Annotated in this window: 13 protein-coding genes; 5 read left to right on the top strand and 8 right to left on the bottom strand. The window is 65.4% G+C overall.

Features of this window, described 5'->3' with window-relative positions:
• Nucleotides 1–97 precede the first annotated feature (97 nt).
• The gene (locus tag I6N89_RS18435) at nt 98–352 is read right to left on the bottom strand and encodes a hypothetical protein (protein ID WP_207019983.1); all 255 of its coding nucleotides are present in this window, start codon (nt 350–352) and stop codon (nt 98–100) included.
• 149 nt (nt 353–501) lie between these two features.
• Between I6N89_RS18435 and I6N89_RS18430 the strand changes: the two genes are divergently transcribed.
• The gene (locus tag I6N89_RS18430) at nt 502–1,188 is read left to right on the top strand and encodes a hypothetical protein (RefSeq protein ID WP_207019982.1); all 687 of its coding nucleotides are present in this window, start codon (nt 502–504) and stop codon (nt 1,186–1,188) included.
• A gap of 22 nt (nt 1,189–1,210) precedes the next feature.
• On the opposite strand, the gene I6N89_RS18425 is transcribed toward I6N89_RS18430, so the two are convergent.
• The 7 genes from I6N89_RS18425 to I6N89_RS18395 all read right to left on the bottom strand — a co-directional run bounded on the left by I6N89_RS18425 (nt 1,211) and on the right by I6N89_RS18395 (nt 15,062).
• Nucleotides 1,211–1,852, bottom strand: coding sequence for a Crp/Fnr family transcriptional regulator (locus I6N89_RS18425; protein ID WP_207019981.1), 642 nt, complete (start codon nt 1,850–1,852; stop codon nt 1,211–1,213).
• A 26-nt stretch (nt 1,853–1,878) separates the two neighbouring features.
• Entirely contained in the window at nt 1,879–2,892 is a 1,014-nt protein-coding gene (locus tag I6N89_RS18420) for a hypothetical protein (RefSeq protein WP_207019980.1), read from the bottom strand.
• Nucleotides 2,889–3,404 (bottom strand): (2Fe-2S)-binding protein, encoded by a 516-nt coding sequence (locus tag I6N89_RS18415; protein WP_207019979.1) that lies wholly within the window; start codon nt 3,402–3,404, stop codon nt 2,889–2,891. Before I6N89_RS18415 ends, I6N89_RS18420 begins: the two co-directional genes overlap by 4 nt.
• On the bottom strand, nt 3,401–6,232 hold the full coding sequence (locus I6N89_RS18410; protein ID WP_207019978.1) for a xanthine dehydrogenase family protein molybdopterin-binding subunit: 2,832 nt from the start codon (nt 6,230–6,232) through the stop codon (nt 3,401–3,403). Before I6N89_RS18410 ends, I6N89_RS18415 begins: the two co-directional genes overlap by 4 nt.
• A gap of 112 nt (nt 6,233–6,344) precedes the next feature.
• Nucleotides 6,345–7,364 carry a hypothetical protein gene (locus I6N89_RS18405; protein WP_207019977.1) on the bottom strand — a complete coding sequence of 340 codons (1,020 nt, stop codon included), beginning with the start codon at nt 7,362–7,364 and terminating at the stop codon, nt 6,345–6,347.
• A 21-nt stretch (nt 7,365–7,385) separates the two neighbouring features.
• Nucleotides 7,386–7,934: a hypothetical protein gene (locus I6N89_RS18400; RefSeq protein WP_207019976.1), complete on the bottom strand. Its 549-nt coding sequence runs from the start codon at nt 7,932–7,934 to the stop codon at nt 7,386–7,388.
• Nucleotides 7,935–7,964: 30 nt separating this feature from the next.
• Nucleotides 7,965–15,062 carry a LamG-like jellyroll fold domain-containing protein gene (locus I6N89_RS18395; RefSeq protein ID WP_207019975.1) on the bottom strand — a complete coding sequence of 2,366 codons (7,098 nt, stop codon included), beginning with the start codon at nt 15,060–15,062 and terminating at the stop codon, nt 7,965–7,967.
• An 886-nt stretch (nt 15,063–15,948) separates the two neighbouring features.
• On the opposite strand from I6N89_RS18395, the gene dctP reads away from it, so the two are divergent.
• The 4 genes from dctP (at nt 15,949) to I6N89_RS18375 (ending at nt 20,559) form a co-directional block, all read left to right on the top strand.
• Nucleotides 15,949–17,091, top strand: a complete 1,143-nt coding sequence (gene dctP, locus I6N89_RS18390) for a TRAP transporter substrate-binding protein DctP (RefSeq protein ID WP_207019974.1) — start codon at nt 15,949–15,951, stop codon at nt 17,089–17,091.
• A gap of 62 nt (nt 17,092–17,153) precedes the next feature.
• The gene (locus I6N89_RS18385) at nt 17,154–17,723 is read left to right on the top strand and encodes a TRAP transporter small permease (RefSeq protein ID WP_207019973.1); all 570 of its coding nucleotides are present in this window, start codon (nt 17,154–17,156) and stop codon (nt 17,721–17,723) included.
• Nucleotides 17,720–19,027 (top strand): TRAP transporter large permease, encoded by a 1,308-nt coding sequence (locus tag I6N89_RS18380; RefSeq protein WP_207019972.1) that lies wholly within the window; start codon nt 17,720–17,722, stop codon nt 19,025–19,027. Before I6N89_RS18385 ends, I6N89_RS18380 begins: the two co-directional genes overlap by 4 nt.
• Before the next feature lie 44 nt (nt 19,028–19,071).
• On the top strand, nt 19,072–20,559 hold the full coding sequence (locus I6N89_RS18375; RefSeq protein WP_207019971.1) for an aldehyde dehydrogenase: 1,488 nt from the start codon (nt 19,072–19,074) through the stop codon (nt 20,557–20,559).
• Nucleotides 20,560–20,614: the final 55 nt, after the last annotated feature.

Genomic DNA, 20,614 nt, shown 5'->3' with positions numbered 1-20,614 from the left:
TACTCCGCCTTTCGTTCGAGCCAAACGCCGGCTCTGCGGGACGCAAATTTCTCACGCTTCCGTTTTTACGATGGATTTACATTCCGTGCAAAACGAATTATGCAAAACGAAAGAATTTAACGCCCTGCAAAACAAAGGCCACGACGGGCGGGCATGCCTGCCGTGCAAGCACCGCCACCGATTCGATAATCTCTTGATGTCGGGCGGAAATAATGAGGGACAGCGGATCGGCGCCCACCATATATTGGGGGACATTTTCAGCCCAATAGGGGACACCCAGACTGTCACCCAATACCTTAATACCGATTTTTTCTTTCTGATTTGAAATCGAAACAGGACGCTTTTCGCTCAAAGCTTGACAGAATCGTTCTTCCGGACGCTAATAGGCGAAGATCGGGAAAGAACGCTGAGAATGCAGCGCGCCGATCCCTAGGGCCGCGCAAGAGCCCGCATATTCGAGGCAGTCCCCGCGGGGACGGACAGTTGCAGGGGGCAGCGGGCATGCTTGCCACAAAACCGGCCAGGCGCAATGCCGCGGCTCTGAAATACGACCTGCTCACGGTCATGGGCGCCTATGCGCTGGCGCAGGAGAAAGGCCGTCAGCGGCTGGTCCTGCGGCTGATGACGCTGATCACCGCGCGCTACAACTGGGGCCGCGATCAGCTTGCCGTCGGGCAGCGCGAGATTGCCCGGCTCTGGCAGGTCGACGAACGCACCGTCAAGCGCGAGATGGCCAAGCTCCGCGCCATGGGCTGGCTCGAGGTCACGCGTCAGGGCGCTCGCGGCAGGGTCAGCGAATACAGTCTCTGTATCGCCCGGATTCTCGAAGACAGCCGCGACCGCTGGGCCGATGTCGGCCCCGATCTGGAGCAGCGGCTGAGCGGGCCGGAAGCGGCGCCGGAAAGCAAGGTCGTGCCACTGCCGGTGAAGGGCAGGGGGGAGGCGCCGGATCTCACGGGCGGCACCGAATGGGCGCTGGCCAGGGGCGTGCTGCATACCGAAGATCCCTCCCGCTACGCCGCCTGGGTCGCGGGGCTGGAACGGCGGGGGCGCGATGGCGGGCGGCTCTGTCTCACCGCGCCCTCGCGCTTTCACGCCAGCTATGTCGCCACCCATCTCACCGCCTGGCTGCTCGCGGCGGCGCAGGCGGTGGATGCGGATGTGGACGAGATCACGGTGGAATGGTGACACATGGGCGGGGCAGGGGGGCTCAGTGCACCGTCTGCCCGTTCACCCGCGTCAGCGCCTCGGGGCGCAGCACCCGCACCTCGCCCTTGCGAATGTCGATGATGCCCGCGTCGCGCAGCCGGCCCAGAGACTTGTTCATGGTCTGGCGCGAGCAGCCCACCATCTCGGCCAGACGGGCCTGACTCGCCCGGATGCGGTCGCTGCCTTGCGAGAGCTGCCGCAGCCGCAGGCCGATCTTTTCGTCCACCGTCAGATGCTGGTCGGTCGCCTTGGACTGGTTGTCGCGGGCGATGCGGGTGGTGAAGACCGCGGCGAGGTTGCGGATGAAGACCGGGTGTTTCAGGAACTCATACAGCAGCGGCGTCGGGCAGAAGAGCAGCGTGGTGACCGGCAGGGCGGTGCAGGTGGCGACGCAGGGCATGCCCGAGGTCGTCTCGATCTCGCCCACCACATCGCCGGGGCCGATATGGCAGATCACCGTCTGCTCGCCATGCTCGCCGGAATGCGCCACATCCACCCGGCCATGGGCCACGAGGAACATGCCCTGCGGCCGGTCGCCCTGGATCAGGATGCGCTCGGGGTCATGCACCACACGAACCGAGCACTGGTTCAGGAAGGACATCTTCTTTTCGGTCGGCAGATCCGCGAGGATCTTTGCCTTCATCAAATGTGGGTAGCTGACCGAATTCTTCATTTTGCGGAAAGACCGTCGAGATAAGATCGGATCGGTGTGAGCGCGCAGATCTCCTGCGTCGGATCGGCGCAGCAGGTTTGCACGGTGGTGCTCGCTTGCGCATAGATCACGTTCCAGGCGTCCTCCGTGCCGCCGAATTCCGGCGGCATGGCGTGGCTGAGCGGATAGGCGGCGGCCTCTGCATCGGCGCCGGCGGGGATTGCGAGCCCGGTCATCCAGGCGGCGAGCTGGCCGCAGGAGCCGGGCTTTTCCCTGCCCTGATCGGGCGGGCTCAGCAGACCGGAGCCGATGCGGTGGCACCCGGTGCAGGTGCTGTCGCGCATGTTCATCGCCTGCGTCGGCCAGGCGGCAAAGCCGAAGCCGGGATCGACATGGCCATAAGGGCCGAACGGGTTCACCGGCACATGCGCCCAGACCTGCCCGACAAAGGGCGAATACATGAACGGGTCGTTGTCGTGGCAATTGCCGCAGCCATCGGCGACTACGCTCTCGGGCGCCTCCCAGAAGCTGGCATCGACCGCTTCGGTGGGGGACGGCACGGCGACGCCGCTCACCGTCTTGCCGGGCGCCGCCTTGGCCTGAAACCAGCAGGTGGCGCCGCTGGCGGGGTTGTGGGCGATGACGTCGATCTCGTCATACTCGGTGCTGCCCTCGGCGCGATATTTCTTCTGCCGGCACATGACAGAGATCTGCGCGGTCTCGGTCGAGAGGTTCAGGATCCGCGAAAACGGCACGCATTGCCCGTCGGAGCCCGCACCATTGTCGAGCAGGGCAGGGCGGTCGCAGGTGGCGGGGGCGCGGTCGGTGACCGCCACGCCCTCGACGGTGACCGGCACGGTGACGCCCTCGGCACAGTCGAAAGACGGGATCGCGGCGATATCGGCGGCGCAGCTCTGGCCATAGACCTGCGAGGCGCTCTGCGCGGTGGCGGGTTTCGGGGCGCTCAGAAAGGTGATGGCCAGCGGCGTGACGGCGGCGAGCGCGAGGGCGGTGACAGCGAAACGGTTCACAGCTCGGCCCCTCCGGCATTGGCGGCGAGCGCCAGCGGCTTCAGCGCTTCGAAATAGCGGACGTAGCCGGTGCAGCGGCAGATATGCGAACCGATCGCTTCCATCATGGCGCCGTCGATCTCGCCCTCGGGGATCGGCTGGGCGCGCAGCCCGTCGAGAAAGATCCGCGCCGCCATCACGAAGCCGGGGGCGCAATAGCCGCACTGGAACGAGAAATTGTCGAGAAAGGCCTGCTGCACCGGGTCGGGCACACCGTCGTTCGCGACGGATTCGATGGTCGCGATCTCCGATCCGTCGAGCGTGCCGAGCGCGGTGGAGCAGCTGATCACCGGCGAGGGCGCGGGGTTGGGCGGTTTGCTGACCTGCACGGTGCAGGCCCGGCAAACCCCTATGCCGCAACAGAATTTCGTGCCCGTGAGGTTCAGGTCGTCATGCAGGAAGTCGATGAGCCTGTCGCCCGAGCGGCTGTCGTCGAGCTGATAGGCGGTGCCGTTGACGGTGATGGCAATCATTGTCCCAAACCCTCCAGGATTTTCGCGGGCGTGATCGGCAGCGAGGTGAAGCGCTTGCCGGTGGCGTCGCGCAGGGCGTTCGAGATCGCCGGCGGCACCGAGCACATGACCGCCTCGGCGATGCCGCGCCCGGCGGGGGCGCCGCCCGGGGGCGGGGCGAGGGTGATGAGCTGCTGGCCGCGCGCGCCCGGCGTGTAATCGGTGCGCAGCGGCACGTCCTGCGCCCGGGCGAGGTGATAGCGGTTGAGGTTCCACATGCCGTTGGCGGGGCCCTCCATGCCGGGCGGCATGTCTTCGAGCAGCGTGTAGCTGATCGCCATGGCGACGCCGCCCTGGCTCTGGCCGGAGACAAGCTGAGGGACGTGGATCTGCCCGGCATTGAGAACGCTCAGAACGTTCTCGACCTGCACCGCGCCGCTGGAGGTGTCGACGGTCAGCCCGACGACATTGACGCAAGGCGCCCAGACATAGCGCGAATAGCGTTTGCTGGCACTGTCGGGGCCCACGGTGTCCTGCCGTGTGACCGGGACGGGGGCGGTGCCTGCGGGCGGGTAGAAGGCCAGCCCGTCCAGTTGCAGCGGCAGCAGGCCGCCGGGCGTGGGGAAACTGGCTTCGGCCCATGTGTTCTGGAAATAGCCATGGCCGAGCGCGCCGGCGGGCAGGTCGCTGCCATAGATGGTCTCGGCAAGCTGGGCGAGGGGCAGGGGGGTGCCGCCGCCGCCGGTGAGCACAAGCGCGCCGTCGCGCCAGGCGACCTCGGTGGGGGTAAGCGGCGGAGTGCCCCAGATCTGCGCGGCGGCGGGCAGGATTGCGGCCTGAAACAGCGCTTGTGCCGTCTGCCGCACGGTGTGGACCTGATGCAGCGCGGTGAGGCAGGCCGAGGAGGAGCCCACGGATTTCGCCGTCCAGTTCGGGTTGTCCCAGCGCCTACCCTCGGGGTCGCTGGTGGTGAGCCCGGTCATGCCGAAAAGCGTGTAGCAGCCCATATCCACCTGCGCCGCATTGGCGCCGAGGATCGGGCCGATCACGACGCCCAGCGTGGTGGCGGAGCCGTTGCCCATATCCACCGCGTCGGATTGCACGGTCAGGCTGCCGTCGCGGTTCAGCAGCACCGAGGCGACCATACCGTCGCCCGAGGTGCCATAGGCCTGCAAGGACAGCGCCAGCCCGGTGCCATAGGTCAGCCCGCGCGCCGCATAGTCCTGCCTGATCGTCTCGCGCTCGGCCCAGAGCGGATGCGTGCGGGTGATTTCCAGCATCTCGGCAAGGCTGAGCGGCTGCTCCACCGGGCCGCCGACCACGGTGGTGTCGCCCTCGGTCAGCAGGTTGGCGGCGCGCAGCTCCAGCGGATCCCAGCCCTGCGCGGCGGCGAGATCGTCGAGCGCGGTCTCGAAGGCGAAAAACGCCTGCGGCCCGCCAAAGCCACGCTGCGAGCCGCCGGAGACGTTCTGGGTGTGGACCGCCTCGGCATAGATATTCGCCATCGGGATCGTGTAGGAGCCGCCGGCACAAAGCGCGCCCAGCGAGGCGACATAGGGGCTGAGATTGCGCCGCCCGCCGCCGTCGAAGGTGAGCGTCATCTGCACCGATTGCAGCCGCATGTTTGGGTCGACGGCGAGCTCTCCGTTGAGGTCGGCGCCGTGGCGTTTCAGCCCGACGCGGAACTGGTCGAAGCGGTCATGCGCCAGCCGCACCGGGTTGCCGCCGGAATAGGCACCGGCAAGGGCCAGCATCAGCGAAAACGGCGAGCTGTCGCGCCCGCCGAACCCGCCGCCGGGATAGCAGCTTGTCAGGTTCACCGCCTTGAGCGGGAAGGGCGCGTCGGTGCTGTCATACATCGACAGGATATTGGCGATATCGCCGTCGGGCGACTGGGTGCCCAGCACCAGATGCATGGTGTCGAGCCCGCTGTCGATCCAGACGAGCCCGGCCTCGGGCTCCATGAACATCGGGTCCATGGCGCGCATCTCGGCGCTGAAGGGCTGGCGGATGAGGGCGGGGTCGCCGGCGAGCGTGTCGCTGATCCTCTCCTGCCACTGCGGCACCTGATCCATATAGGTGTCGGGATCGGCGGTGGCATAGCTGAACTGGTCGCGGTATTTCACATAGGTGGTCTTGGGCGTGAAAGCGGTGCCGAGCGGTGGGCCGTCCTGATTGCCGGCGCCGTAGCGCTGATAGGCGGCGTCGTTGAAGGCCATGGCGCGGCGCGCGGCACGGTAGCCGGCGAGGCTGTCGAAGAGCAGCAGCGCCACCGCCTGGCCGAGGAAATTGGGCACATTGCCCGGAACCACGATCAGGTCGAACAGCAACTCGTCGGGCAGGTTGAAACTGCCGACATCGCCGCCGCTGTTGCGGGCCTTGAGCCGTTGGGCGCGCTCCTCGGCGATGCGGTCGTCGATATGCAGGTCGCGGTTGAGATCGAGCTGCGGCGCGCGCATCGTCGGGCTGAGCTCGTTGCCCAGAACCACCCGCGTCGGCTGCGCCTCGGCGGGCAGGGAGGAGAGGTCGATCCCCTCGAAAGCCTGGGACGTCGTAAGGGCTGCGAGATAGAGCGCATACCATTGGGTGTCGGGCCAGCCCGGCATGTCGCGGGCGTTGAAATCGCGGGCATAGACCTTTTGGCCCGTCACCTTGGCCAGCCCGTCGATGCGCTGGCTGGCAACGCCCGGCACCGGCGAGCCGTCGGTGCCGATATCGGCTGGGCCAGGGGGTGCCGCCGGGGAGGGCAGCGGCACCCCCATCACCGTTAGCGCAACCGCGCTGCCGGTCGATGCGAGGAAGGTGCGTCGGGTGACCGCCGCGCCCACTGATCGTGATCGAAGCGTCATCTTGTCCCTCCTCGATGCAGCCGGTCGTCGGACCGGGCGCGAAATTACACAACCAAATAGAGTATTAATTCGAGTATTCACGCCTTTCAGTTGTGCGTCAAGTTCCCTGCGGTCAACTTGGCCCAACATCCGGCATGATTGTCTTTACCGAGCCGGCGGTGATGATCCTGACCGGTCCTCCGCGTGCGCTGACGCGGGCTTTGCCCGTCGCCGGATCGACGGCCTCCACCCCCAGCTCGTAGAGCGGATGGCTCTGGTCCATCACAACCTCGCTGCGGATTTCGATGGAGGGGATCGCATCCGGCGGGATACCGCTCCAGTCGCTGCCGAAGGTCATGGTGTAGTTGAACATCGTGACCCATTGCGCCGGGATGTAGAGATCGGTCCAGGCGTATTTGAAATTGTTGTCCTGGGTGTTGGAGTCGCTGTGCGACAGCGCCTTGCCGTCGAGCGGCGTGCCCGACGAGACGGTGTAGCTGCTGCCCTTGGGCATATTGGTGAACACCACCGCGAGATCGACCAGCGCGCCCTCGGCGCCCTGATCGAAGCGGGCCTTGGACACGACCTGCGGCACGTTGCCCCGGATCATCTGCACGTTGCGCTGCGCGATATTGGCGTTGGTCGAGAGCACTTCGGCCAGGCTGTTGATATTGTTGACGCCGGACACCGGGTTGCCGTGATCTGGGGTCGCCGCGACGGCGACCAGGCAATAGTGATCGGATACGTCCGGCGGCACCCAGGTGAAGGGATCGGTCGAGGCGCCGATGGCGCCGGGCTCGATCGAGAAGGGCGGGTTCATGTCGCCCAAAGAGGTGCGGAGCTGGTTCTCTTCCCAGAGATAGGGATAGAGCAGGATATTGGGCTCGGCGTAGAACAGGTTCCAGTGCCCGTCGAGCGTCGCCTCGGTGTAGTTCTTGCCGCGCACATAGAGGTAATTGGGCAACCCGATATAGAGCGAGTTGTCATAGCTGTTTCCGTAATTCGCCGGATCTTTCAGAAAGGCCGGATCCTCATAGGGCTCGGTGCCGGAAATCAGGATGTCGGGCGATTGCGACGAGGCGCTGCGCGGGGTGGTGCCGTCTTCGCCGCTGGTGCAGCGCACGACGATTCCGGGCCAGGTTTCTTGTGCCATGGGTGTGTCCTCCGTTGGATCTCAGCTGAGGGTGAGTTCGGTTTTTTCGAGCAGGGTCTTCTTGACCGGGCCGCCGCTGCCGCCCTCGATCTTCGACAGCGAGATGCTGATTTCCGAGCCGCGGCTCAGCTCGCCGGGCTTGGGGATCCAGAGCATCAGGTCGAGGGTGATGTCGGTGGGGTCGACATCGGTGGCGGCGGAGCCGATCAGGCTGTCGCCCGAGATGTCCCGGCGCGAGATCGACAGCGCCGAGAGCGAGCTGGCGACCTGGACCTGGGTCTCGACCGGGATGTCATTGTAGCGCAGTTCCAGATCGAGCTCGCCGAAGCTGACCGCGCTGGTGAAGAGCAGCGACAGCTTGACCGAGGGCGGGTCTTCGGCCTGTGGTTCGTTCACGATGGTCAGCGCGTCATAGCTCTTGCCGTCGCTGGTTTCCTTCTGCTCGATCTCGTAGCCCGAAAGGCCCGTGAGCGTGGTGTAGGAGACCACGGTTCCCACCGCGCCGCCAATGCTCATGGTCAGCCCGGAGCAGAGCCCGGTGATCACCATGCTGGTTTCATCTTTCAGCATAACATATTCCTCCTGTTGCGTTTTCTGGGGTTAACTTTCGGCGTAGGCCGCCGCCTCATAGGCCGAGAGCATGTAGTCGAGCAGGTCGACCCGAAGCTCGGCCAACTCGATGAATTCCTCCGATCCGTACTCCTGCGCCTTGGCATAGAAGCTCTCCCACCAGGGGATCAGATCCTTGAGCACGCCGGGGGTGGCGCGGCTGCCCAGCACCTGGTCGATGGCGGTGCCGATCTCGAGCGGGGTGGGGGAGGGGTTGGGGACGAACCGGTTGACGATGGCCATCAGCCAGTAATTCGACGGCACGTTCGCGGGCGGTGTGATCGTCGGGCTGGTGGTGTCGTCCCTGACCGGCTGGAACGGCGCGGGAACGCGGCTCACATAGGTGGTGCGGTAAAGGATGCGCCAGGGCTGCGTCGCATCGCCGAGCGCCTCGCGCATGGCGCTGGCCGCCGCCGTGGTGGCATTGTTGAGCCAGTTCGGATCGACCACCTGGTTCAGCGCGGTAAAGTTCTCCGCCGCCGGCGCCAGCAGGAAGGCCATGTAGCGATAGGCGTCGACCTTGCCGGGCGCGGGGGTTTTCTCATAGCCCTTGAAGAGCAATGTGCCGGTCTCGTCCGTTTCCATGATCGGGGCCGAGAGGAACTCGGTCGGCGACACGGTGCAGGCGAGGCTGAAGGCGTTGGACGCGCTGGCGGATTTGGTCGCTGTCATCGACCAGGTGTTGCCGAGCAGAACGTCGGCTTCGATATAGTAGCCGCCGAAGGGTGTGCCGATATCGGCGGAGGCCTCGATCCCGCCGGCGACGGTCAGCGAGCTGGCGCCGGTATAGGTCTCGGAATAGCTGTTGGCGACCGACTGCTCTTCCTTGCGCAGCCCGCCACCGGCGGACCACACGTAATTGTTGCACAGGCTCCGCTGGTTGGTCTGATCGCCGAAATTGAAGGCGGGGTTTTCGCCCAGCTCGTCCCTGACCCGCCCCAGCGAGCCGATGACGCGGTATTTGTCGGTGCTGAACTGATCGTAATAGGCGGCGAGCTGCTGCTCCTGCTTTTCGATCCGGCGTTTCAGCGCATAGGCTTCGACCGGCTTGAAATAGCTGCCGCGCTCGGCATTGGCATTGGGATAATCGGGGTCGTTGACCAGCCCCACCTTGCCGTCGAGCGTACCGTTCTTGACGTATTTCGGGTTGATCGGGAAGTCGATGATATTGGTGTCGACCGGGATCGTCTCGTTCGGGATGAGCTGGTAGCCCACCGGCGTCTGCGTGCCCTTGAGCGCCATCATGTAGAGATCCGCCGTGGCCGATTTCACGATCGCCGCGCCGAGGTTGTTCTGGATGTAGCGGCGCCCGACCGTGGGGTTGAGGATATTGTCCTCCGGCTCCCAGGTGCCCGAGGGCGTCAGCGAGGCGGTCAGCGCCTGGGTCTGCGAATGGCTCTGGCTGACGCCGTCGGTATGGCCGATATCGCCGCCGATCTTGAGCTTGGCGCCGATCTTGAGCTTGTTCTCCAGGGCTTCGGTCTCGGCCTCGGCGCCGACGCCGACCGAGGTGCCGGTCTTGGTGACCTGATAGAGCCCGCCCTTGATGTTGAACTCGCCCTTGAAGGTCGAGCCCTGGCTGGCGCTGAAGGACCAGGTCTTGGTTTCACTCTCGATATAGGCGACGGTGCTGGTGGTGGAGTAGAGCCGCGCCGGGCCGCCCATGTCGCCGGACCAGTAGGCCAGCGTCTGGTTCTCGCTGGGCAGCGGCGGGCCGCCCTCGATATAGCCGACGATGCTGGGCTTGCTCTGCACCTGCCCGACAAAGACCGTGTCGAGATCGCCGACCTTGTAGCCGGTCTGAAGCTCGGTATTGCCGACATCGGTGAAGTAGAAATACCCCCGCATCATCACCGAATAGACAGCGCCATAGGCATCTTTCTGGAGGCTGGCATATTCCACCACCGAGGGCTGCCCGGCGATTTGCGCGCTGTGGTAATCCACCGCGCCGCCAAGCGCGTTGACCACATATTCCGCCTCGTTCTGGATCGGCGCGGCGCCGGCGGACCAGACCGGCGGCCTGGCCTTGGGCAGCAGGCTGCCGTTATTGCCCTTGCCGGTCATGTCGTAGAGCACACCGCCCGAGCCGGCATCGACCATCCAGTAGGCGTTGAGCCCGTCTTCCTGCCCGCCGAGCGGAGTGTTGTTGCTCTCGGCGATCTGGGTGCCGGTGAGCCGGATCGAGAACAGACGGATGTCGTCGAACTGTCCGGTGAAGGGCAGGGTGAGGCTGCCCTCGGCCAGAGTGCCGCCGATGGTCATCTGGCTGTCGCCATAGCCGCCGAGATCGGCGGCGGTCTTGCGCTGCGGCAGGCTGGCGCCGCCATCGACCCAGATCTCGGCGCTGGCCACGTCCTGCCAGAGCGTCCAGAGCTGGTTGGAGCTCAGCACCATGTCGTTGTCGCCGACCGCATCCCTGGCGACGGTGCCGCTCTGTTCGTCGAAATCCCAGCTTGCGGTGAGCCCGTCGCGGCTGGCGGGCAGGGTGTGGAAGGCGTTGACCCGAGCGATCTCGGCGCTGTTGAGCGTCCGGCCCCAGACCCGCACATGCGAGACCTTGCCGATGAATTCGAAGGTCTGGGCGCCGCCGATGCCGAGATAAAAGGCGCTGTCCTCGTTCGAGATCGAGACCGGCTGGTCGAGATCCTCGACATTGTTTTCCGCCGCGAGCTGGCCGTCGACATAGATCGACGCCTTGACGAAGTATTTCTGCGCGACGAACTCGTTGCTGCCGCTGTCGTTGGGCACTGTGCCGCTGGTGAAATTCACCGCGATGTATGAGGTCTTGCCGGCCGCGATGGCCGCTCTCACCGAGTGGTCGAAATGGGTGGGGGGCTGCTGGTAGTCGCTGCTTTCCTGCGTCAGTTTCACGGTCAGCGAGACCTGCCCCAGCGTGGTCACGGCGAGCGAGTAGCTGCCGGGTTTTTCCAGGATGATCTGCTTGTTGTTGACCGTATCCGGGGCGACCCAGGCTTCGAGCGCGAAGGAGGGGCCGGGGTTGAAGGCGTCGCTATCTGCGACCTTGCCGGAATTGGCGCCGTCGAGCGCCAGCCCCCAGCCCTGTTTCGAACTGAGCGCCACATGGGTCCAGTCCTTGACGATGCGGTTGGAGACCAGCACGTAATCGTTGCGCCCGGCATAGGGCACGTCGAAGGCGCCGGCCGCGTCCCAGGAGGGGCTTGCGGGGTTGATGACCTTGGTGTCGTAATCCGGGCCGGAGGCGGCGGCGTTCATGATCTGCGTGCCCGCGCCCTCGGCGAGGTTCCAGCGGATGCCGAGCTGCGGGTCGTTGTCGGGGAAACCGTAGAGCACGCTCTCCCGCACCTCGTTGTCGGAGAGCGCGCGCTGCCAGAAGGCGACGCCGTTCAGCGTGGCCTGCATGCCGCCGCCGGTGTTCGAGCCCACCGTGAGCGCGCCCAGCGGATCGGAAAAGTCGTTCTCGGCCTCCACGGTGACCGGGGCGCCGTCGCCCACATAGAGCTTCAGCGCGACCTTGCCGCCGCCGATATCCTGGACCGAGAGTGTGATGCAGCTCCATGTCTGGGCGGGCAGGGTGCCGGTGGTGGTCACGGTGGCCTTGCCGCCGAGGAAGCTCAGCTCGGCCTTGCCGATCGGGGTCACCGAGAGGGTGAGGAAGGTGCCGCCGCCGCGCACCGCCGAGACCATGAACACCTGGCCGCTGGCCGTGTCGCTGGCCGGTTTGACATAGGTTTGCAGCGTCAGGTCGGGGCCGGTGAAGTTGAACGACGCGCCAAGATAGGTGTTGGCGTCGGTGATCAGCCCCGGCCCCTGCTGCGTGCCCATCATGTATTGCACCGGCAGGTCGGGGTGTTTCAGCGTGCCGGTCTCGTTATAGGTGAGCAGGCGCGAGGTCTCGCCCCGCGCGGAGGCGTCGGGCTTCAGCCAGCTCTCGACGGTCAGGTCGCTGTCGATGGCCAGTTGCAGCGCCGGGGGATAGCTCTTGTCGATGTCGAAGCCGACATAGCTGCCGGATCTGGCCTCGTTTTGCAGGCTGAACTGCGGCACGACGCGCATCCAGCCGCCGTTGATGCCGGGCATCAGCACCGGGGCCTTGCCATTGGTGTAGCTCGCCGTGTCCGAGAGCCGCCCGAGCCCGCCATTGGTCGGCGGATCGGCGATCACCGCGCCAAAGAGCCGCGAGCCGGTGACGCTGGTTCTGCCGCTGTCGGTGACAAGCTCGGCCTTCTGGATCGCGGCGGCCTCGGTCTTCTGCATCGGCGCGATGGTGGAGCTGTCGTAGTTCGGCCCCTGATAGAGCGCGCGCAGCAGCCCGGCATAGGCGAGCGGCGAGGTCCGCACGGCGTCGGCGTTCAGCACCGAGGCCGTCAGCCCGTTGGTCAGCGCATAGATCTGCGGGACGATCGCGTCGGTATAGCCCTCCGGATAGCTGTATTCCGGGTCGTCGCCGTTCAGCACCCGGGCAAAGGCGCTCTGGTCGCGCGGCACATCGGGCAGGGTGTAGCCCGCGATCTCGACATTGCAGCGGTCGCTTGCCGGACCGGAACTCACCGTGGCGGAGAAATCATTGAGCGCGTCGCGGACAAAGAGCAACACATGCGCCATGGCGTCGTCGGAGCGGGTCAGCGCCACCGGCAGGCCATAGGCGCGGGTGCCGGGGGTTTCCGCCGTGCTGTAATCGTAGCTGTCGGAGCGGCCCGAGAGCACATCGGTCACGCCGCGCGCGGTGCTGGGCATGTCGGGCCAGCGATGGGTGAGCGTAGCGTCCTCGGCCCATTTCGGCGGTGCCGAGGAGGTGAAGGTGAGCGTCGCGAGATCGGGTTTGCTGCCCTCTTCGACGGTGGCCGAGCCGAGGGTGAGGGGCAGCCCCGGCACCGAGGTGAAGAGGAAATAGCCGTCCTGCGCCTGGGTGGCGGCGAGCACCGAAAGCGTGGTGCCGGTGTAGTCGTAGAAGGGCCGCGACTGGTTCAGCACCGCCTGATCGTCTGGGTTGCCCGCGCCGGCGCCGTTCCAGATCCGCGAGAAGGGCTCGATGGCGCGGGGCAGGCCGGTCCAGACCTCGGTGCCGACGCCCTCGGGGCCGGTCACCGTCACGTCGCAAAGGAGCGGCGAGACCGCCGAGGCCGTCACCTCGATGGCGCTGTCGTTCATATAGGTGCCGACGCGGTGGGCGACGAAGTTCACAAAGCCGGTCTGCGAATTGTCGGGCGCGGTCAGCACAGTCGCGGAGACATGGCTCCAGTCCTCGCTGGGGATATTGCGGTATAGCGCGACATTCTCGCGGGCGAGCGCCAGCGGCGCGTTCTCGGACCAGTCGGTCGACCAGTCGGCGTAGAAGGTCGCGCGGGCGGAACGGGTGGAATATTGCGCCACCGAGAGCAGGTCGTCCTTGCCGCGGTAATAGAGATGCAGCAGCCCGTCCGAGCCGTCGATCAGGCAGGCGGGATCCTTGGGGGCGATGAAATCGGCGAGCCCCACATAGTAGCTGAGCCCCGACGCATCGACATAGAAGGCGCCATTGGTGTTGATGCTGACCGGTGCGGTGGAGGGTTCGGGCTTGGGTCCGTAGACCTCGGCGGTCAGCCCGTTGGAGATCATGTTGGGGGTGGTCGGCGGGGTGGCGCTGTAATCCACCGCATTGCTGGGCAGGTCGAGCACATCGGTGCCACCCACCGCGATGCGGATGCGGTTGAGCGCGCCCTCATAGCCGGCGCTGGCGCCGCCGATGGTGGTGACGGGCGCGCCGGTGGGCTCGGCCTCGGCGGTGCAGGCGGTGAGCGGCACCGGGTTGTCGTTGACCGTCAGGGTGAAGGGGTTGGCGCCCATGCCGGAATAGCCAACGGTGATCTCGGACCAGGTCTGCGGGAAAAGCACCTGATGCAGGCTGCGGCAGCTCACCGCGTTCGTGCCGTCGCCAAAGCCGATCTCCAGTTTGCCGCCATCGACCACTTTCACATAGGGCGCGGCGGTTTTGGGATCGGCGGCCGGATCGCCGCCAAGGATGGTGAGCCCGTCGCTCAGCATGCGGGGCGCGGCCATGAAATGCATCTCGTAGGGGCCGGCGATGGCCAGCGGGTTGTCGCCCTCGCCCGGCGTCAGATCCAGATAAGAGCCGGTGGTAAAGACCAGATCGAACTCGGCGGGCACGATCGCATCGGCGAGGATCGCGCCGTCGAGCGCCGCCATGGTCCCGGCATTGCCGATGGCGCTGTCGATGGTGACGGTCTCGGTCTCGTCGTTGAGCGTCACCGGCAGGGTCAGCATGACCCGCGAGGCGCGTTTCACACCGATGCTGGAGCCGTCCGACTGCACCACCTTTTCGTGTTTCACGAAGAGCGCGGCACGGGGCGGCCCGGCGAGGGAGAGCGGATCGGCTTCCTTTTCCGGCAGCACCGTGAAGCTGGAATCCGGCGCGATGCCGTAATTCTCACCGAGCGTCTTGCCGGTGATGTCGAAAAGCCCGTCGCTGCTGGGCGGGAAGTTGAAGAGGTTGATCGTCGCGCCGTCGGGCGCCAGTGTCCAGAATTGCCAGGCCAGGGTTTCCGAGCCGGTGACCGGCAGCAGCAGCACGTCGAAATTGCCATCGGCCACCGCATCGACCATGGACAGTTCGAGTGCCGGTTCCAGGAACGGCTTGCCGTCGGCGTCGAGATATTCCTGCGTGTCGGATTTATCGAGCGGCACGTCCTGCTTGTGGCTGCGCACAAAGCGCACCTCCCAGGCCGGGTTGAGCGTATAGCTCACCGTCTTCTGGTTCGAACCGCTGCCGGTCTTGAGCAGGCGGAAGCGGTTCACATAGAGCGTGCCGCGCGCCGATTGCTGCACGATGGAGATGTATTTCTGATCGGTCACCACCCGGAAGGGCGCGGTCGAGGGCTGCATGGTCTCGGCATCGGCCAGCACGGTGATCAGCCCCATGCCCACCTGCCGCACCTGATCGGGGAAGGTCAGTTTCGTGAACCCGGTCCAGTCGAGCGCGGCGCTGTCCGGATCGCTCCCGGGGCCGAGCACATTGAAATAGATATCCGGGCTGTCGCTGCTGGCGGCCCGGCCAAAGACGACGACGAGGCCCTGAAAATTGAGCGAAACGAGTTGATCGAATTGCAGCATGATGACCTCCCTGGGGCGACTGCATTTTTTGATTTGATGCAATCTTGGGTAGATCCGTTTTTTCGCTCAACGGCGTAGGTGCGCGGAGTGTCGGCGGTTTGACACATGCGGATTTCCGGGCGTCAGGGCGGGACGGCCTGCTGTATGTGGGCGGCTGCGCTGATAGATCAGGGGTTTCGGATGCCGTCGGGTCATCTCACGGGGCAGTGCGGCCAGCGCGCGGGGCGGAGATGGAAATCGCGGCAAGTGTCGCCAAGGCGACAGCAGGGATCGGGAGACCGGGGCAGGGGGGCAGAATCGGTCTGATATACGCCTTTGAAATAAGACCTTAACGTGCAGATATTGCTGTATAAAGGCGAAAATATGGCATTCGGATCACGGTCGGTGGGGGACGATGTGGGCGTATGGCGTGTGAAAGGAAACCCAGGCGCGTTGCGCTGTGCCGGGCACGGTGTTCCAGGCGCGGGAGGATGCGAGCGCGCGGATCCACCGATGCGCGGAGATCGAGCGGCTTGGCGCGCCTGATTGGCAAGTGGAGCCGGGCGGCAGCCCGGCGAGGTGTCGCCAGATCGAATGCCGCCTCTCCGGGGAGGGCGTCTTTCTCCATATGCAACTTTAAGGAGAATCTTTCACTGATGCTCCGCAGGACAGAGCCCCGCGCGAGCGCGGGGGCTTTGACGGCATATGGGGAGGGCATATAGGCGCAGGAAAATATGTAAAATATTTTAGTTATCCATGTCCTTACATTTGGCACGGCGATTGCATGCCGTCTGCGATACGGGCCTTCGGGCCGCGTGGCCGGCCCAAGCCCATGGACCGGCGCGGCAGAGGGCGCGATCCGCCGGAAAGAGGAGCCGGCGATCATACACAGGGAGGACAATCAAAGATGGAATTCTCGTTCAAACATGCATTGGCTGCGAGCGCGGTTGCGGCGCTGAGCGCCGCCGGCCCGGTCTCGGCCAAGGATCTCACCTATGCCATCGGGTTCCCGACCGGCAGCACACCGGTGATGACGCTGGAAAAGGTGGTGACCTATGCGCAGGAAACTCATGGGCTGAACATCAAGCTCTACCCGCTGTCGCTGCTCGATCTGCGCCAGACGCCGCAGGGCATCGCCGACCATATCGTCGATATGGGCTGGGCGACCTATCAGTACCAGCCGGCGGAATTCGCCAACAGCAACCTTGCCGCCGCGATGAACATGATGGCCACCGCCAACACCCCCGCCGATGTGGCGAGCTATGCCATGGCCGGGGCGGTGACCGAATATATCTCGCTGCACTGTCCGGAATGCACGGCGGAATTCGCCGGGCAGAACCAGGTCTATTTCGGCGGCCACTCGACCGGCGTGTATCTTACCCAATGTACGAAGCCTGTGGTGACCAAAGCGGATTTCGCCGGGATCAAGGTGCGCACCGCCGCGCCGAGCTGGGCCCGCTGGGCCGAGAATGTCGGCGCCACCAGCGTCACGATCTCTGCCAACGAGGCTTATGACGCGCTGTCGCAAGGCGTGGTGGATTGCGTGTTCTTCGCGCCGACCGAGCTGGTGAACTTCCAGCTCACCGACGTGGTGACCGACATGACCACCGGTGTGCCGGGCGGCGTGTTTCCCGGGGTGGGCGACATCAACACCAATCTCGACACCTGGCGCGGAATGACCGTCGAAGAGCGCGCGGCGCTGATCGACACCGCGTCGCATCTCGTGGCCGAGGGCACCTATGCCTATGTGCAGGCCTCCGAGGACGCAATGGGCGTGGCGCGCGAGAAGGGCATCGGCATCCATGAGGCAGCGCCGGACCTGCTTGAGGCCTCGGCGGCCTTTGTCGAGGGCGATCAGGCCACCATCGTCGAGGAGTTCGTCGACAAATACGGGCTCGACGATGCTGGCGAGAAGGCCAAGGTGATCGGCGATCTCATCACCAAGTGGAAAGAGCTGACCGCCGATGTGGAGTCGGGCGAGGCGCTTCAGGCGATCTACTGGGACGAGATCTATTCCAAGCTCGATCCCGAAACCTACGCCTTGCAGTGAGCGGACGCTGTGCCGCCCGGGGTCTCCGGGCGGTGCCTTTCCCCTGACCGAAGGAGAGCCTGATGTTAGCGCAGTTTGAGAAACTGGTCATGGGTCTGTCGCGCGCGGCGACCTTTGTCGGCGCCATCGTGATCGTGCTGATGATGGTGCATGTCACCGCCGATGTGGTGTCGAAATTCCTGTTCTCGAAACCGCTGCCCGGCACCATCGCGCTGGTTTCGAGCTATTACATGGTGGTGGTGACCTTCCTGTGTCTCTGCGTGGTCGAGGCCAAGAACGGCCATATCGACGTGGAGCTGGTGGCCGATCATCTGCCCGCGCGGATCCAGCGGGCGCTGACCGCCGTGGCGCTGGTGATCGCGCTGGTGGTGTTTTCCGCCTTCACCTGGAAGACGCTGATGGTGGCGAACGACAAATTCGCGGTCGGCGCCTTCGAGACCGAGCAGCGCGTCAAGATCATCACCTGGCCGTCCTATTACATCGTGCCCATCGGCACCGCGCTGATGGTGCTGATGGTGGCCGTCAAGCTGCTGGGACGGCGCTTCGACCTGAAACATCAAACCCTTGCCGAGACCTATGAGCGTGCCAACGCCGTCGAGGTGGAGGAAGAGCGGGAGCCGAAAGACAAATGACCCCTGCGGAAATCGGATATGCGGGCATCGCCATCCTGCTGGTGCTTATCCTGCTGCGCATCCCCATCGGGCTGTCGCTGATCCTGGTCTCGTTCTCGGGGCTGTGGATCCTTGTCGGCGAAAGCGCCGCCTGGGGCTCGCTGGGCCTCATCCCCTACAGTTTCGCCGCGCACTGGCAGCTCAGTTCGGTGCCGATGTTCGTGCTGATGGGGTTTGTCTGCTTCCATGCGGGGCTGACCAAGGGGCTGTTCGACGCGGCGCGGCTGTGGCTGGCCAAGCTGCCCGGCGGGCTGGCCATCGCCGGGGTCTTCGGCGCCACCGGCTTTGCCGCCGTCACCGGCTCGTCGCTGGCCTGTTCGGCGGCCATGGGGCGGATCGCCATCCCCGAGATGATGAAATCGCGCTACGACGCGGCGCTGGCCACCGGCTCGGTGGCGGCGGCGGGCACCATCGGGGCACTGATCCCGCCCTCGATCCTGCTGATCCTTTACGGCATCATCGCGCAGGTGCCGGTGGGCGCGCTGTTCCTCGGCGGGGTGGGCGTGGGGGTGCTGACCGCCGCCGCCTATGTCTCGGTCATCATGATCCGGGTGATCCTGAATCCCGATCTCGCGCCGCGCGCGCATGAGGATGCGGGCTGGGGCGAGCGGCTGCGCGCGCTGGCCGATATCTGGCCGGTGCTGCTCCTGATGATCGGCGTGTTCGGCGGGCTGTTCAGCGGGGTCTTTACCCCGACCGAAGCCGGCGCGGTGGGGGCCTCGCTTTCGGTGATCATCGCCTTCGTCAAGCGTACTCTGACATGGAAGCGCATGTGGGACTCGCTTTACGAGACGCTGATGGTCTCGGCCTCGATCTTCATCATCGCCATCGGGGCAAACATGCTGACGCGCTTTATCGCCTTCAGCGGCTCGGGCGATGCGCTGGCCGATCTGGTGAGCAATCTCGAAGCCAACCGCTATGTGCTGCTGCTGGGCATCACCGTGGTCTATCTGCTGCTCGGCATGTTCCTCGATCCGATCGGGGCGATGCTGCTGACGCTGCCGATCCTGCTGCCGATCCTCAAGGACACCGGCTATGATCTGCTGTGGTTCGGCGTGCTGCTGGCGAAATATCTCGAGATCGGGATGATCACCCCGCCCATCGGGCTGAACGTCTTTGTCCTGAAAGGCGTGGTCGGCGACAAGATCGCGCTCAGCACGATCTTTCGCGGCGTGCTGTGGTTCCTGCTGGCCGATCTCTTCATCGTTCTGGCGGTGATCGTCTTCCCCGAGATCATCACCTTCCTGCCCTCCCTGCTGAAATGACCCCGCCGCCGGAGCGGCGCGGATATCCGAAAAGGAGACCCGACATGAGCCTTCAAGATGTGATCGAACATCCCGGAAAATTCTATATCGGCGGCGCCTGGACCGAGCCGTCGAGCGGTGACGAGATCACCGTTCTGAACTCTGCCACCGAAGAGGTGTTCGAGGTGGTGGCCGAGGCGCAGGAGGCGGATGTGAACCGCGCCGTGGATGCCGCCCGGCAGGCCTTTGACAAGGGGCCGTGGCCGCGCATGAGCCATGAGGAGCGCGCCGGCTATCTGCGCGCGCTGGCCGATGAGCTCGACAAGCGGGCGGAGCGGCATGCGCGGATCTGGGTGACGGAATCCGGCGTGCTGCATTCCATCGCCGCGACGCGCATGGGCTCCATCGCCGCGACCTACCGCTATTACGCCGATCTGGCTTCCACCTTCCCGTTTCAGGAAAAGCACCCCTCGGCCTCGGGTGGCGAGCTGGCGCTGCTGGTGCGCGAGCCGGTGGGGGTGGTGGGCGCCATCGTCCCGTGGAACGGCACGCCGGGGCTGATCACCTCCAAGGTCGCGCCGGCGCTGCTGGCGGGCTGCTGCGTGGTGGTCAAGGCCTCGCCCGAGGCGCCGGGCTCGGCCTATATCCTCGCCGAAGCCGCAGAGGCGGCGGGGCTGCCCGAGGGGGTGGTCAATATCCTGACCGCCGACCGCGAGGTCTCGGAAAAGCTGGTGGCGCACCCGGGCGTGGACAAGATCGCCTTTACCGGCTCGACCATCGCGGGGCAGAAGATCGGCGCGATCTGCGGCGGGCGCATCGCGCGCCAGACGCTGGAGCTGGGCGGCAAGTCGCCGGCGCTGATCCTCGACGATTACGATATCGAGACGGCGGCCAAGGCGATCACCGAAAAGGCGACCTTCCTCACCGGGCAGGTCTGCGCCTCGCTAACCCGCATCGTGGTCTCGAAAGCCCGCCATGACGACATGGTGGAGGCGCTGAGCAGCCAGTTCGCCAGGGTCAATGTGGGCGATCCGTTCGACGCCGCCTGCCAGATGGGGCCGCTCGCCATGAGCCGCCAGCGCGACCGGGTGGAGGGCTATATCGCCAAGGGCCGCGAGGAGGGCGCAAAGCTCGCCGCTGGCGGCGGGCGCCCGGCGCATCTCAACCGCGGCTATTTCGTCGAGCCCACGGTCTTTGGCAATGTGCAGAACAGTTTCACCATTGCGCGCGAGGAGATCTTTGGCCCGGTGCTCTCGGTGATCCCGGCGGAGGATGAAAGCGCGATGATCGACATCGCCAACGACACCGATTTCGGGCTGAACGCCTCGGTCTTCACCAATGATTACGACCGCGCGTATTCCTTCGCGCGCGAGATCCGTTCCGGTACGGTGGGGCAGAACAGCTATCGCGCCGAGCTCGGGCTGGCCTTTGGCGGGTTCAAGCAGTCGGGGCTGGGCCGCGAGGGCGGCACCGAGGGGCTGCACCCCTATCTCGAAACCAAAGTGATTGTCCTGGACGGCATGCCGTCGAATGCGGGTCGTATCGCCGGCTGATCCGGGACCGGCCGGGCGCTGCTCCCACGCTCGGCCAACCAAGAGACAAGGGGAC

Origin of the sequence: Salipiger abyssi, from assembly GCF_017311415.1 — a bacterium.
Lineage (GTDB): Bacteria > Pseudomonadota > Alphaproteobacteria > Rhodobacterales > Rhodobacteraceae > Salipiger > Salipiger abyssi_A.
This window is presented reverse-complemented; position numbering and strand designations above follow the sequence as displayed.

Excerpts from the sequence above, each read along its gene's own strand:
- I6N89_RS18430 (WP_207019982.1), top strand. The coding sequence starts at position 502 with ATGCTTGCCACAAAACCGGCCAGGCGCAATGCCGCGGCTCTGAAATAC.
- I6N89_RS18425 (WP_207019981.1), bottom strand. The coding sequence starts at position 1,852 with ATGAAGGCAAAGATCCTCGCGGATCTGCCGACCGAAAAGAAGATGTCC.
- I6N89_RS18415 (WP_207019979.1), bottom strand. The coding sequence starts at position 3,404 with ATGATTGCCATCACCGTCAACGGCACCGCCTATCAGCTCGACGACAGC.
- I6N89_RS18410 (WP_207019978.1), bottom strand. The coding sequence starts at position 6,232 with ATGACGCTTCGATCACGATCAGTGGGCGCGGCGGTCACCCGACGCACC.
- I6N89_RS18405 (WP_207019977.1), bottom strand. The coding sequence starts at position 7,364 with ATGGCACAAGAAACCTGGCCCGGAATCGTCGTGCGCTGCACCAGCGGC.
- I6N89_RS18400 (WP_207019976.1), bottom strand. The coding sequence starts at position 7,934 with ATGCTGAAAGATGAAACCAGCATGGTGATCACCGGGCTCTGCTCCGGG.
- I6N89_RS18395 (WP_207019975.1), bottom strand. The coding sequence starts at position 15,062 with ATGCTGCAATTCGATCAACTCGTTTCGCTCAATTTTCAGGGCCTCGTC.
- dctP (WP_207019974.1), top strand. The coding sequence starts at position 15,949 with ATGGAATTCTCGTTCAAACATGCATTGGCTGCGAGCGCGGTTGCGGCG.
- I6N89_RS18385 (WP_207019973.1), top strand. The coding sequence starts at position 17,154 with ATGTTAGCGCAGTTTGAGAAACTGGTCATGGGTCTGTCGCGCGCGGCG.
- I6N89_RS18380 (WP_207019972.1), top strand. The coding sequence starts at position 17,720 with ATGACCCCTGCGGAAATCGGATATGCGGGCATCGCCATCCTGCTGGTG.
- I6N89_RS18375 (WP_207019971.1), top strand. The coding sequence starts at position 19,072 with ATGAGCCTTCAAGATGTGATCGAACATCCCGGAAAATTCTATATCGGC.